This is a genomic window from Massilia sp. FBCC-B171 (assembly GCF_059134155.1).
This window is the reverse complement of sequence record NZ_CP101443.1, coordinates 3165588-3177839: the sequence shown is the minus strand read 5'-3', so window position 1 is coordinate 3177839 and position 12252 is coordinate 3165588. Positions and strand designations below refer to the sequence as shown.

Sequence of the window (12252 nt, the reverse complement as noted above, 5' to 3'; positions counted from 1 at the left end):
AACTATCCGCCGCTGTTGCGGCGCGCGGTCTCTGCCTTGGATTTCTCTTGATGATGGCTGAGGCAGATCAGTTCCTTGTTGTCGTCCTCATCGCTACCACCATCCCACAGTGGCTTGATGTGGTCGACGTCCACGCCGATCGTCACCTTCCCTTCGCGCTTACATGCTTGGCACAGCCCGAAGTCACGCGCTCGAATGCGGTTGCGGTCCTTCACCCCGGCGCTGCCTGTCTTGCGTTCTACCGTCGCGGCAGGGGCGAGCCGGAAGCGGGAGAGCGATGCGGCCTTCAGGCGCGGCTTTAGAGTTTGCAGCTTCATCGGCTCACGCCTTCCTGCTCCTCGTGGCGGTCCATCGTTGCGACCATGGCTGCGAGGTTGATGCCGCCAGCTGCCATGTGCAGCATCTGCTCGAGCAGCGCCGCCTTTACTTGGGCTTCGTGCCGCAGGGCGCAGTGATGCGCGAGCTGGTTAATGCGAGTGCGGATAGCCTTCGGTATGGTTGCCTCGCGCGTGCGAGCACCTGGCGCGCACACAACAGTTGCGGTAGTGCTTGGCTCTGTGGTTTTCATGGCGTTTTGTGGGTTAGCGTTAAACGAAGTGAACTCGGACGATTTCCGGGTGGCTCGCTCTGGACTTCGGAGGCGCCCCTGGGCAGCCAGGGTTTCAAAAAACCGTTTTTCTATCCTGACTGCGCAAATAAATGGGTACCCGGACGGTTTCCAGGGTGGGTCGCTTGAGGTCTGGACAGCCCCCTGGAGGGACTTGCTGGATAGAGGGAGAGGTAGTGCGTGCCACGCAGTTAGATTGACCGCTGCACGCTCTCGGGGTTATTTCATGAAGGGCCACTCGCCGAGTAACGCCCTGCTTGCCTTAGCGGACGCCGGTTACAACAGCGATTGCCTTTGGATACATCACTGCGACGTCAGCGCGGACGTGGCAGATAAAGCCGATCTCGCCCGTGCCGGCGAACAGCTCGTTAGCCACCTGGATGGACACCTGTTCGCGCATCATGAAGTTGACCTTCGAGAAGTCGCCCACGTAGATCTCGCTGGTATCGGTCGAGGTGCCGGTGGTCAGGTTGGTCGGGATCTGCGACGATGCGATCATCGGCAGGTTGGCCAGCAGCTCAGGCTTGCGCAGCGGCTGGTTGGTGGTGTCGGTCAGGCCGGCCAGCTTAATGAGCGAGCGGGGCGCCATGATGGCTGCGGTGGGCATTGGAGCGTTAGCGTTCAGCAGCGCTTCGGTTGCCGACATGAAGTTGCCATAGGTTCCAAGCAGTGCGCCGTTCGCGCCGTTGGTGACGGTCTGGATACCAGGCGTGCCGAGGATGCCCAGCGGCTGCGGGTTGGTACCGGAACCGCGCAGGCCCACGCGGTCCAGCTCCTTGGCGAATGCCTGTGCGATCGCGGTGTTCAGCGCCTGCGCCATGTTCGGAGCGTCGGCCAGCAGCTCGCGGCTAACCTTGAACATGAACGCCAGGCTCTTTGGTGCGGCCACGACGGCGCGGAAGGTAGGATCCGAAACCGAAACTGCGCCGGACTCGAGGCGCCACGCGGCGGTAGGGATGCTGTCGATAGCGGCGGTGGTGAACGACTTTGCGCCGGAGTCGAGCGGGACAATGCCGGCGCCGGCCGTGAGCAGGGCGGAGGCAGGGATCAGCGCTTCCAGGATGCCGGGCATGATAACGCTCGGGACCATGTAGCCGCCGGACGAATCGGTGCCGGTGGACAGTGCTGCTTGAACGGACATGCTCGACTTCATGCCGGCCACGCCGCGCATAAAATCATCAATGCGGATCGGATCTTCGCCGGCGCGGGGACTACCTGTGTTCATTGCCGCATAGTGGGCGCGGATGTCGGTACTGTTCCGCAGCACTTTGACATCGCCGCCGTCATGGTTTTTCCAGTCTGGCGAAGCGCTTTGGGCACTGATCTCAATAGCGTGAAGTTCGGCTTTGACCTGGCCACCGCGATGCAGGAGCGCATTCCATTCCGTTTGCTGCTTTGGCCCCCAGCTTGCGCCCGGGTGCTCGTCTAGGAGCTGCTTGGTACGAATTCCGATTTGGTCGTGTTCAGCGCGAAGTTCTGCAAGTTTGGACATAAGTTTTTCCATGTGGTAAGTGTCCACAGAGAATCGCTCAGGTGCGCGGCGCGCCGCAATCGGCAATCCGGTTGCGACGCGGTGCAGTTGGGATCATCCAGGCGCTGTAAGGGCAGCAAGGCGCTTTGTGCGCAGCCAATGATCGAAGTCGGCGCGGGCGATCACTGCAATGCCAGGCGTGATCTCGAAGAAGCGCGGGAAGGCCGCGTCTGACTTGATCATGCGGGACAGGGTATGGCGGCTGATTCCGAGCTCGTAGGCCACCAGTTGGCGACGCATGTACTGGCTAATAACTGCGGTCATGTGGTTGTTGCTCCTAAATAATTTGTGTTGCAAATTCCCCGAAGGCGCTCAAAATTACCGAAGGCGCTCATGAAAATAACGTGAGCGCCTTCGGGAAAAGTGAGCGCCTTCGTGAGCACCTTCGGAATCACAGTTCCCACTTCCAACCACCCGACATGCCGTCTTTTTTGGCAGTGATGCCCAAAGCTTTCTGAGCACGGCGGATCGTCGCAAAGCTGTACCCGGCGCCGTCAGCGTCGGCCTTGATCTGCTTGGTTGGGAGCGGGCCGTCCGCCAGGAGATCGCGCAGGAACTGTTCCGCGTCGGCTTTCTCTCCGCCGTCGTCGTTCTCGTCGTGTTCGACGTCGCCCAGGATCTCTCGTGCGCTGCCCTCGATTACGCCATCCCATCGGGCTCGAGTAGTCTGGATGCCACCATCGATCTCCACCACGTCGAGCTGGTACGCCACGCCGCCATCATCCGGCGCGATGTTGGACTTGGCCCGGGCCAGGACGCGGCGCACGCCGTCCTCTTCCTTGGCGGCCACCAACACCATGCGGGCCAGCGCGCCGAAGGCCTGAGAGCCGATTACGCGGTCCTGTGGAGACTTGCCGGCGCCACCCTTCGCGAAGTGCGTGATGCCGATCACTGCGCACTTGTGGATCTCCGCGAAGTCGATCACTGCCTGCAGGCTGCGCCGTACATGGTTAGCCATGTTCATATCGCCTGCTACAGCACTCACGATCGGGTCGATGATGAGCAGCGAGACGCCGCCAATATGCATGACGGCCTTGTGGAGCTCGTGTATGTCCTTTGACGGGTCGAACGGTACGCTCTCGCCGTTCTGTGTAACGCCTTCAATGAAGTGGCAGCGCGCCATGTCAGCCCCGGCTGCGATCAGGCGCGGCACAAGCGTATCGTCAGGGTTGTCCTCGCTAGACCAGATCAGGACGTTGCCTAGCGCCTTGCTGGCCTTCCCATCAGGCCAGCGTGCTCCGCCAGTCAGGGCAGCAGCCAGGCCGAGCGCCAGCGTTGTCTTGCCGGTACCGGCGGCGCCCGCCAGAATCGTGAGCTTGCCGGCGGGGAGCCAGCCATCCCACAACCAGGTGATCGCTTGGGGCTTGATTCCGGCGCCGCATCGCAGCTTGACGACGCGCTCCGACGACGGCGCCTTGTCCAGTGCTGCCGCGCCTCGTTCGATGCTGGGCCAGTCGTTATGCATTGGCCACCCCCGCGCCGTGTTGGAATCGTGTGGCTGCTGTGAGCAAGCGCTTTCGAGCTTCAGTGGTCAATGGTTGGCCTTTCGCTAGTTGGTTGGCGCATTGGTAGATGACGAGCGCCTCGAAGGAGAGGCAGCGCAGCACATCGCCCGCGATAAATGGGCGGCGCTCGCGCTTCATGACGTCGCCGCCGAGCTTCTCGGGGAAGAGGTCGTCAAAGGTCAGGCCGATCGCATCGAGCACGCTTTGTGCCTCGCAGCCGGCGAAGCAGTGGAGCAGCACGCGACCGTCATCCAGTTCGCGAATAGACAGGCTCGGGCCTTTGTCGTCGTGGGCAGGGCAACGGCACGTCCAGCGGCCATTGCCGGACTTGCGGACGCGATCCAGGCGTGAGAGCAGGGCATCAGCTCCCATGGCTGTCTCCCTTCGCTGCCGGCTTCGCGTTGCGGTTGATCGCGGCAAGGTGTTCTTCCACCAGGTCTGCAAGGACTCCGGAGGTAGCGACAGCCAGGCGCATCATGCGGCCGGTGTCGTAGGGGCCAAGCGTCGGCGTCAGATCGTCGCAGCCACAATCTCGGGCGGTATTGCTTGTCTCGATCAGTTCAAGGCAAAGCTGCAGGCCATTGGACAGGGCATGCATCTTGTCGACCAGGGCGGCAAATGGGACGTTCTTCGCTTCGTCGTGGACGAAGGTAATCGCTTGATGGACGGCGGATGGGGAAATTGGGGACGAGTTGGTGCTAGGCATGGCGAGCCTCCTTGAGTAGCGGTTTAGGACCGCTCGCCCCGCTTCCAAACGGGGTGAGCAGCGATGGAAAGGTTGGAAGACCGGCACTCAAGGAAACCGGCAGGCGTGAGCCTCCTAACCACCGCCGCTCATTGAAGGCACGACGTGGTACGGACGAAAAAATACCGCCATTGGCGGTTGTCCGCCTTGAGTAGATCGGGCTTCCAAACCCGGTCGCTTCTTTTTTCGCGACAGAATCAGCATAGTCTGACCTGTGACAAAGCGTCAAGGGATTTTCAGTGTTACCGCGCACCACGCGAGCGCGGGCGGTCACTGGATGGTGCTCCCGGCCTGGGCTGCAATGAACTGCTCGACCTGATCGGCATCCCAGACAGTTACAGCCTGCCCGAGTTTGAATGGTTTTGGAAAGCGCCCCTCACGGACCCAGCGCCAGATGGTCGCAGGGCTCACTGGCAGCTTGCCAGGCTTGCCCTTGGTGGTGGCCAACTCAGAAAGGCGGATGACGTTCGATGACATTGTGCACTCCAAAAAGATACGCCGTAGCGCGATGGAGTGCACTTTCTTCTATTCCGGCCGCGCGTATAAGCCCCTCTCCTTGGAAGGGTTACGCCTTGCGCAGGCCTGGCGAGCTGCTGGTATAAGCGTCAGTGCAGCGGGAAAGGTTGCTTCTTGCCGGTAGACTGTTTTTTCCACTCGCTTACCCAAGCGCGAACCGTACGGAAAACAACCGGTACCAATTTCGCATCGACGATCGCGGACGCTGCACTATCCATACTGCTGTAATTCCCCATGTTGGCATCGCACCAGGTGAAGACCTCAGCCTTCATCTGGTAATTTTCTTGATGCCGCGCTTGGGCGCCAGCACGGCCAAATTCCGACAGAATGTCCTTAGGCGACTTTTGAGGAACAACCGCGGCTAATACGTGATCACTCAGACGCCGTGCCTCCATTGCTTCAAAGACACATGCCGCAACATTGTTTGCATCCTTTTTCCAGCAGTGTTCCGCAGCAGCGATAAGGAAATTGAGCACCATGCAGTCAAGGAAGGTAGCGAGTTCTTCATTGGTCTCTAAGCGGGTGAGCAAGGGGGACTTGATAACGCCGTCGACCACGTATGCAGCTCCTATCCAAGCCCAGGACGCGAAGACGGACTCACCAGACCGCCTTATATCAGCACTCAGCGCGACTCGAGTAACACGGAAGCATTCCGTTAAGTAGTCTGAAAGACGATCGCCGTACTTCTCGGTTAACTCGTACTCATACCCCTCCGCCATGTTGACTAGTTTCAGTCCCAGTGGAGCAAACATACCGTCAGCCACATGAATGGGCACCGTCAGTTTGTCTACTATGGCTTCACACTCTGCTATCAGAGTCAAAAGCTCATCGGTGATTGGTAGTCTGTTACGCATCGAATGTCTCTCCCGTTCGCAGTGAATTTAAATAGTTCGCCCAGCGCTGCATCATTTCCCGCCGCGCCGGCAGGTGGGCGGTGCGGTTGTAGGCCCGGCCGTTTGGATCCTTGACCGCGTGCGCCAGCTGGTGCTCGATCAGGTCGACGCGTTCGCCCAGCACCTCGTCGAGGATCGTCCGCGCCATCGCCCGGAAGCCGTGGGCCGTCATCACGTCCTTGGTGTAGCCCATGCCCCGCAGCGCTGCATTGACGGTGTTCTCGCTCATGCACCTCTCAGCCGTCCGGATGCTGGGAAACACGTATTTGCCGCTGCTTGTCATCCGGTGCACGCTGCGCAGGATCTCGATGGACTGGACGGACAACGGCACCAGGTGATCACTGCGCATCTTCATCTTGACGCCGGGGATACGCCACTCAGCCGCGTCCAGGTCGAACTCAGACCATTCCGCTGATCGCAGCTCGCCAGGACGAACGAACACCAGCGGGGAGAGCTGCAGGGCGGCGCGGGCGTACGGGTGGCCGTTGTAGGCGTCGATCGCTCGCAATAGGGGGCCAACCTGCGCCGGGTCGGTGATCGCGGCGTAGTGAGCCTTCGGGACGGCAGAGAGGGCGCCGCGCAGGTCCGCTGTCACATCGCGCTCCGCCAGGCCACCAGCGACAGCAAAACGGAACACCTGGCCGCATAGCTGCTTGATCTTGTGCGCAGACTCGATTGCGCCGCGTGCTTCGATCTTGTGGAGCGCATCGAGCACATCACGCGGGCCTATAGCGCCAATCGGCAGATTGCCCAGCGTTGGAAACACGTTTCGCTCGAGCCAAGAGGTGTTTTTCTCCTGCGTGCTCTCAGCCCGGTTCGCAGCAGTCTTGGCCAGCCAAGTGCGCGCGACAGTCTCAAAGGTGGTTACAGCAGCGGTCCTGGCGCTCTTGCCGGCCCGCTTGGCCTCGTTAGGGTCGATGCCTTCGGCAAGCTTCTCGCGGGCCTCGGTGCGGCGCGTACGGGCCTTCGCTAGCGATACTTCGGGATACACGCCCAGCGCCAGGGTCTTGCGCTTGCCGTCGAACCGGTAGTCCATCCGCCAGTATTTGCCGACTGGCTTCACCAGCAAGTACATACCCCCGCCGTCGGCGTGCTTGTCGCCTGTTGCGGCGCCGGTCGCTTTCACCTTGTCTACGAATGTTGCGGTTAATGGCATCGTGTCTCCCTGACGGTATCTGATGGTGCCGGTATCGAACATACCGTCAGAAATACCGCCAGATGCTTACCATTCTACGCTACTGGATGGTACGGAGTGACACAACAAAAAACCCGCAGTACCTATAGGGTATGCGGGTTTTGGTGCATCTTGCTACTGCGTAACACTGTCTTTTGGTGCCCCGAGCCGGAATCGAACCGGCACGCCCTTGCGAGCACGGGATTTTAAGTCCCGGGTGTCTACCAGTTTCACCATCGGGGCAGCGCGGCAGGATTCTAGCACAGGCGTGCCGATGCGTGCCAAAGCTGCATCGCTTCTATGGCCCGGCCAGCGAATGGTGTAGCATGCTCACCGGCGCTGAGAAGCCTCGCATTCGCGCCGTGACATGAAGCACAAGGACCTGAATTGACCATCACCATTACCATCAACGACCAGTTGCGCGCCTTCGTCGACCCGCTCACCGAAGTCGAGCACGCCGCCCTCGAACGCAGCCTGCTGGCCGAAGGCTGCCGCGACGCCCTCGTGCTGTGGCGCGACGTCCTGATCGACGGCCATAATCGCTACGAGATCTGCCGCCGCAACAACATCCCGTTTCGTACCGTCCATAACAACAGCTTCGAATCGATCGAAGACGTGATGCTGTGGATGATCGACAACCACCTGGCGCGGCGCAGCGTGTCCGATTTCCAGCGCGGCCTGCTGGCTCTGCGCAAGAAGGAAATCGTCACCGCGCGCATGGCCCAGAAAATGGCCGATGCGCCGCCGGCGCCGGATCCGGACGACCTCGATCCGCGCCCGCCGCCGCCCTGGAATACGCGCGAGGAAGTCGCGAAAGCGGCGCGCGTGTCGAGCAATACCATCAGCCAGATCGAGCGCATCCAGAAGGCGGCCACGCCGCAGCTGGTGGAAGCCGTGCGCTCGGGTACGATTTCGATCAATGCCGCCGCCAACGTGTCGCAGTTGACTGAGTCGGAGCAGATCGCCGCGGTTGCCGGCGGGCGCAAGGAACTCCAGCAGGCCGCGCGCCACGTGCGCGAGCAAAAGGCGGCGAACAAGCCGAAGAAGCTCGGGCCGGACGGCGAGCCGATCGACGAGAAAGCCGCACTGAAAGCCGAGATCGCCGCGCTGAAGGACCGCATGGCGACCCTGCTGACCGAGAACGAAATACTCAAGCAAAAGCTCGCCAATAACGTCACCTGAACCACGGCCGGCCAGGCCGCCCACAACCGGAGAATCACGCATGATCCTGTCCCGTTTTGTCGCAATGACCCTGGCCGGCACCCTTGCCGCTGCAACTGCGCTGGCCGAACCGGCGCCACGAACGGGCGCCGGCGCAGCACCCGTACGCACGGCGCCGGCTGCGGCGGACCTGGCGCGCTGGCAAGCGCTGGCCTCGCGGGTCACCATCATGCGCGACAAATGGGGCATCCCGCACGTGTTCGGGAAGCGCGACGCCGACGCCGTCTTCGGCATGATCTACGCCCAGGCCGAGGACGATTTCAACCGCGTCGAACTCAATTACATCAATGCGATGGGGCGCCTGGCCGAGGTCGAGGGCGAGAAGGAAGTCTGGCGCGACCTGCGCATGAAGCTCTACATCACGCCCCGGGACATGCAGGCCAAATACGCGGCCAGTCCCGCCTGGCTCAAGACCTTGATGTCCGCCTGGGCCGACGGCCTGAATTTTTATCTGCACACGCATCCGGAAGTGAAGCCGAAGCTGCTCACCCGCTTCGAGCCCTGGATGGCGCTGTCGTTCAGCGAGGGCAGCATCGGCGGCGACATCGAAGAGATCGACCTCAAGCAGCTCGAAGCCTTCTACGGCAAGGCGCCGGCGCCCAGCATTGCGAACAAGCTTGCCGACAATATCAACCTGCGCGACGCCGAGCCGCGCGGCTCGAACGGCTTTGCGATCGCACCCAAGCTGTCCGCATCGGGCCACCCGCTGCTCTTGATCAATCCGCACACCTCGTTCTACTTCCGCCCCGAAATCCACATGGTCAGCGAAGAAGGCCTGAACGCCTATGGCGCCGTTACCTGGGGCCAGTTCTTCATCTACCAGGGCTTTAACGACCGCGCCGGCTGGATGCATACCTCGGGCGGCGGCGACGTGATCGACGAATACCTGGAAACGGTCGTCCAGCGCAAAGGCAAGTTCTTCTACCGATACGGCGGCAAGGAACGCGCCCTGCGCGCCGTGCCGGTGACGCTGCCCTTCAAGAAAGCCGACGGCGGCATGGGTAGCCGCACTGTCACGGCTTACTTCAGCCACCACGGCCCGGTCGTGCGCAGCGAGAACGGCAAATGGGTCGCCGTCAAGATGATGGACGAACCGGTCAAGGCCTTGAGCCAATCGTATTCGCGCACCAAGGCGAAGAACTACGCGGCCTTCTACAAGGCGATGGAACTGCGCACGAATTCCTCGAACAACACGGTGTATGCCGACGCCGACGGGAACATCGCCTATTTCCACGGCAATTTCATCCCGAAGCGCGACCCGCGTTTCGACTGGTCGAAACCGGTCGACGGCAGCAACCCGGCCACCGAATGGCAGGGCCTGCACGCGATTCCCGAGACGATCACGCTGTTCAATCCGGCCAGCGGCTATATCTCGAACACCAACAACTGGCCCTTCAGTTCCTCCGGCGCGAACAGCCCGAAGCGCAAGGATTATCCGGACTACATGTGGTCGCTGCCGGAAAACGCGCGCGGCGTGCACGCCGAGCGGGTGCTGAAAGACGCCAAAGCGCTCACCATCGACAGCCTGATCGCAGCCGGCTACGACAGCTACCTGACGGCTTTTGAACCGCTGGTGCCGCAGCTGGCAAAGGACTTCGATGCGCTGCCGGCAGGCGACGCCCGCAGGACCGCGCTGGCCGAGCAGGTGGCCAGCCTGCGCGGCTGGAACCTGCGCTTCGCGGCGGACTCGGTGCCGACCGCGCTGGCCGTCTACTGGGGCCAGGAAATGGTGGCGGCCAACGCGCCGCGCGCACGTGAAGCCAAGCTGCCGACGGTCGACTTCATCACCACCCGGCTCAACGCCGACGAGCGCCTCGAGGCCTTGAGCCGCGCCAGTGCGAAGCTGGTGAAAGACTTCGGCACCTGGAAAACGCCCTGGGGCGAGATCAACCGCTTCCAGCGCATCAGCGGCGAGGTGGCCCAGGAATACGACGACAGCAAACCGAGCTGGCCGGTGGCCTTCACCTCGGCCAACTGGGGTTCGCTCGCCTCGTTCGGCATGGTGGCCAAGCAAAAGACCAAGCGCATCTACGGCGATCGCGGCAACAGTTTCGTCGCCGCCGTCGAATTCGGGCCGAAGCTGAAAGCGAAAAGCATCCTCGCGGGCGGCCAGAGCAGCAATCCGGCCTCGAAGCATTTCGCCGACCAGGCGGAAATGTACAGCCGCGGCGAATTCAAGGACGTGCTTTTCTACAAGGAAGACATCGAGAAACAGCTCGAGCGCAGCTATCAGCCGGGAAAGTAAATGGCAAAAACTGAACTGCAGAAAATGCTGGCCGGCGAGCTGTACCACGCCTCCTGCCCGGAGATCCAGGCGGAACTGGCCGCCTGCGCGGCCTGGCTGGCGCGCTACAACGCGGCGCTCGGCGACACTGCGGATGTCTGGGACGCGCTGCTTCGCGAGCGCCTGGGCAGCGTGGGCGAGGGCGCACTGCTGCGTCCGCCGTTCTACTGCGACTATGGCAGCAACATCCACGTCGGCAAGAATGTCTTCATCAATTACAACTGCGTGATCCTCGACGTCGTGCGCGTGACGATCGGCGAGGAAACCCGCATCGGCCCGGCCGTGCAGATCTACACCGCCGACCATCCGCGCGATCCAGATCTGCGGCGCAGCGGCCTGGAGTCGGGCGTGCCGGTCACGATCGGCAGCAATGTCTGGATCGGCGGCGGCGCCATCATCCTTCCCGGCGTGACGATCGGCGACAACGCGATCGTCGGCGCCGGCAGCGTGGTGACGCGCGATGTACCGGCCGGTGCGACGGTGGCCGGCAATCCCGCGCGCCTGGTTGCGGCCAGAGCCAACGGCTGAGCTGGCGCGGGCGGGCTTGCGCTTGTTATAATTTCGCGAAATTTGGTCTCCATTTCAATCGGCGCACGGGCAGGGCAGTGGCAAAACTCTATTTCAGGTATTCGGCGATGAACGCCGGCAAATCCACGGCGCTGCTTCAGGTCGCGCATAACTACGAAGAACAGGGCCAGCAGGTCAAGCTCTACACGGCGGCGATCGACAACCGCTACGGCGTCGGCCTGATCACCTCGCGTCTCGGCCCGCAGCGCGAGGTCGATACCTTCGATGGCGGCACCAATTTCCTGGCCGCTGCGCCGGCGGTGGCCTGCGTGCTGGTCGACGAAGCCCAGTTCCTCGACAAGGCGCAGGTGCAGCAGCTGCACCAGCTGGCCCAGGTGCGCGGCGTGCCCGTCATCTGCTATGGCCTGCGCAGCGATTTCCGCGGCGACCCTTTCCCGGGCTCGGCCTATCTGCTGGCGCTGGCCGACGACATCGAGGAAATCAAGAACATCTGCACCTGCGGCAAGAAGGCGACGATGAACATCCGCGTTGACGAGGAGGGCCGCCGCATTCGCGAAGGCGAGCAGGTCAGTATCGGGGGCAACGAGAGCTACCGCCAGGCCTGCGGCCGCTGTTTTTACTCCTGACGTTCACGTCGAAGTAAGACGCGATGAGCCTGCTGCCTGCCTGCACGGCCTTGCTGCCGGGCTTCTTGTGCGGCCAGGCAGACATCCTGCTGTACCTGGTTCCCTCGGCCGCGGTCGCTTTCCTGTTCTGGATATTGTCGGGCGCCCATCCCGCCTTCTTTCTGCTGACCGCGCCCGGTACCTTGTGCCACGAGCTCGCCCACTTCGGCGTCGGCCTGCTCACCAATGCCGAGCCAACCAATATCAGCCTGTTTCCACGCCGCAAGGGCAAGGTCTGGGAGCTCGGTTCCGTCACCTTTTCCAACCTGCGCTGGTACAACGCGGCCCCGGCCGCGCTGGCGCCGCTCTTGATCCTGCTGCTGCCGCTGGCCGTGGCCGCCTGGCGGACCGGGCCCGGCTGGCGCTTCGCCCCCGTCGACCTGGCCATTGCCGTGCTGCTGGCGCCCCAGTTCCTGTCCTTCTGGCCGTCTCCGGTCGACTGGCGCCTGGCGGCGCGTTCCTGGCCCTGGCTGATCGTGCTGGCGCTGGGCGCGGCCATGTATCTGTGGCACGACTTGCTGTTTCGACTCGTGCGCGCCTGACCGCAGCGCCTTAAGCCAACCTTAATCTTGTCACTACGCCC

Annotated in this window: 15 protein-coding genes and 1 tRNA gene; 5 read left to right on the top strand and 11 right to left on the bottom strand. The window is 62.2% G+C overall.

Annotated elements, in window-relative coordinates; genetic code table 11:
* Positions 1 to 2: 2 nt before the first annotated feature.
* From NMB41_RS14390 to NMB41_RS14340, 11 genes are all read right to left on the bottom strand, one after another.
* Complete coding sequence (locus NMB41_RS14390) at positions 3 to 317, bottom strand: HNH endonuclease (RefSeq protein ID WP_494378497.1); 315 nt, start codon at positions 315 to 317, stop codon at positions 3 to 5.
* Entirely contained in the window at positions 314 to 568 is a 255-nt protein-coding gene (locus tag NMB41_RS14385; protein ID WP_494378496.1) for a hypothetical protein, read from the bottom strand. Before NMB41_RS14385 ends, NMB41_RS14390 begins: the two co-directional genes overlap by 4 nt.
* Before the next feature lie 301 nt (positions 569 to 869).
* Positions 870 to 2099, bottom strand: coding sequence for a phage major capsid protein (locus NMB41_RS14380; protein WP_494378495.1), 1230 nt, complete (start codon positions 2097 to 2099; stop codon positions 870 to 872).
* A gap of 93 nt (positions 2100 to 2192) precedes the next feature.
* A complete protein-coding gene (locus NMB41_RS14375; RefSeq protein WP_494378494.1) occupies positions 2193 to 2402 on the bottom strand; it encodes a helix-turn-helix transcriptional regulator in 210 nt (69 codons plus the stop codon).
* Positions 2403 to 2529: 127 nt separating this feature from the next.
* Complete coding sequence (locus NMB41_RS14370) at positions 2530 to 3603, bottom strand: AAA family ATPase (protein WP_494378493.1); 1074 nt, start codon at positions 3601 to 3603, stop codon at positions 2530 to 2532.
* The gene (locus NMB41_RS14365) at positions 3596 to 4015 is read right to left on the bottom strand and encodes a DNA primase (protein ID WP_494378492.1); all 420 of its coding nucleotides are present in this window, start codon (positions 4013 to 4015) and stop codon (positions 3596 to 3598) included. Before NMB41_RS14365 ends, NMB41_RS14370 begins: the two co-directional genes overlap by 8 nt.
* The gene (locus NMB41_RS14360; protein WP_494378491.1) at positions 4005 to 4349 is read right to left on the bottom strand and encodes a hypothetical protein; all 345 of its coding nucleotides are present in this window, start codon (positions 4347 to 4349) and stop codon (positions 4005 to 4007) included. The genes NMB41_RS14365 and NMB41_RS14360 overlap by 11 nt, the downstream gene beginning before the upstream one ends.
* A 309-nt stretch (positions 4350 to 4658) precedes the next feature.
* Entirely contained in the window at positions 4659 to 4865 is a 207-nt protein-coding gene (locus tag NMB41_RS14355; RefSeq protein ID WP_494378490.1) for a helix-turn-helix transcriptional regulator, read from the bottom strand.
* A 128-nt stretch (positions 4866 to 4993) separates the two neighbouring features.
* Positions 4994 to 5758 (bottom strand): hypothetical protein, encoded by a 765-nt coding sequence (locus tag NMB41_RS14350; protein ID WP_494378489.1) that lies wholly within the window; start codon positions 5756 to 5758, stop codon positions 4994 to 4996.
* Entirely contained in the window at positions 5751 to 6953 is a 1203-nt protein-coding gene (locus tag NMB41_RS14345; RefSeq protein ID WP_494382846.1) for a tyrosine-type recombinase/integrase, read from the bottom strand. The genes NMB41_RS14350 and NMB41_RS14345 overlap by 8 nt, the downstream gene beginning before the upstream one ends.
* Positions 6954 to 7127: 174 nt before the next feature.
* Positions 7128 to 7214: transfer RNA gene (locus NMB41_RS14340), tRNA-Leu, on the bottom strand.
* A gap of 150 nt (positions 7215 to 7364) precedes the next feature.
* Here NMB41_RS14340 and NMB41_RS14335 point away from each other — a divergent pair.
* The 5 genes from NMB41_RS14335 (at position 7365) to NMB41_RS14315 (ending at position 12211) form a co-directional block, all read left to right on the top strand.
* Positions 7365 to 8153 (top strand): ParB N-terminal domain-containing protein, encoded by a 789-nt coding sequence (locus NMB41_RS14335; RefSeq protein ID WP_494382845.1) that lies wholly within the window; start codon positions 7365 to 7367, stop codon positions 8151 to 8153.
* Positions 8154 to 8193: 40 nt separating this feature from the next.
* Positions 8194 to 10437, top strand: a complete 2244-nt coding sequence (locus NMB41_RS14330; RefSeq protein ID WP_494378488.1) for a penicillin acylase family protein — start codon at positions 8194 to 8196, stop codon at positions 10435 to 10437.
* Positions 10438 to 11004, top strand: a complete 567-nt coding sequence (locus NMB41_RS14325; RefSeq protein WP_494378487.1) for a sugar O-acetyltransferase — start codon at positions 10438 to 10440, stop codon at positions 11002 to 11004.
* Positions 11005 to 11111: 107 nt separating this feature from the next.
* Positions 11112 to 11630, top strand: a complete 519-nt coding sequence (locus NMB41_RS14320) for a thymidine kinase (RefSeq protein WP_494382844.1) — start codon at positions 11112 to 11114, stop codon at positions 11628 to 11630.
* 23 nt (positions 11631 to 11653) lie between these two features.
* On the top strand, positions 11654 to 12211 hold the full coding sequence (locus NMB41_RS14315) for a hypothetical protein (protein WP_494378486.1): 558 nt from the start codon (positions 11654 to 11656) through the stop codon (positions 12209 to 12211).
* Positions 12212 to 12252 lie beyond the last annotated feature (41 nt).

Bases quoted from the DNA above. Each gene is read 5' to 3' on its own strand.
- NMB41_RS14390 (WP_494378497.1), bottom strand. From the start codon at position 317: ATGAAGCTGCAAACTCTAAAGCCGCGCCTGAAGGCCGCATCGCTCTCC.
- NMB41_RS14385 (WP_494378496.1), bottom strand. From the start codon at position 568: ATGAAAACCACAGAGCCAAGCACTACCGCAACTGTTGTGTGCGCGCCA.
- NMB41_RS14380 (WP_494378495.1), bottom strand. From the start codon at position 2,099: ATGTCCAAACTTGCAGAACTTCGCGCTGAACACGACCAAATCGGAATT.
- NMB41_RS14375 (WP_494378494.1), bottom strand. From the start codon at position 2,402: ATGACCGCAGTTATTAGCCAGTACATGCGTCGCCAACTGGTGGCCTAC.
- NMB41_RS14370 (WP_494378493.1), bottom strand. From the start codon at position 3,603: ATGCATAACGACTGGCCCAGCATCGAACGAGGCGCGGCAGCACTGGAC.
- NMB41_RS14365 (WP_494378492.1), bottom strand. From the start codon at position 4,015: ATGGGAGCTGATGCCCTGCTCTCACGCCTGGATCGCGTCCGCAAGTCC.
- NMB41_RS14360 (WP_494378491.1), bottom strand. From the start codon at position 4,349: ATGCCTAGCACCAACTCGTCCCCAATTTCCCCATCCGCCGTCCATCAA.
- NMB41_RS14355 (WP_494378490.1), bottom strand. From the start codon at position 4,865: ATGTCATCGAACGTCATCCGCCTTTCTGAGTTGGCCACCACCAAGGGC.
- NMB41_RS14350 (WP_494378489.1), bottom strand. From the start codon at position 5,758: ATGCGTAACAGACTACCAATCACCGATGAGCTTTTGACTCTGATAGCA.
- NMB41_RS14345 (WP_494382846.1), bottom strand. From the start codon at position 6,953: ATGCCATTAACCGCAACATTCGTAGACAAGGTGAAAGCGACCGGCGCC.
- NMB41_RS14330 (WP_494378488.1), top strand. From the start codon at position 8,194: ATGATCCTGTCCCGTTTTGTCGCAATGACCCTGGCCGGCACCCTTGCC.
- NMB41_RS14325 (WP_494378487.1), top strand. From the start codon at position 10,438: ATGGCAAAAACTGAACTGCAGAAAATGCTGGCCGGCGAGCTGTACCAC.
- NMB41_RS14320 (WP_494382844.1), top strand. From the start codon at position 11,112: ATGAACGCCGGCAAATCCACGGCGCTGCTTCAGGTCGCGCATAACTAC.
- NMB41_RS14315 (WP_494378486.1), top strand. From the start codon at position 11,654: ATGAGCCTGCTGCCTGCCTGCACGGCCTTGCTGCCGGGCTTCTTGTGC.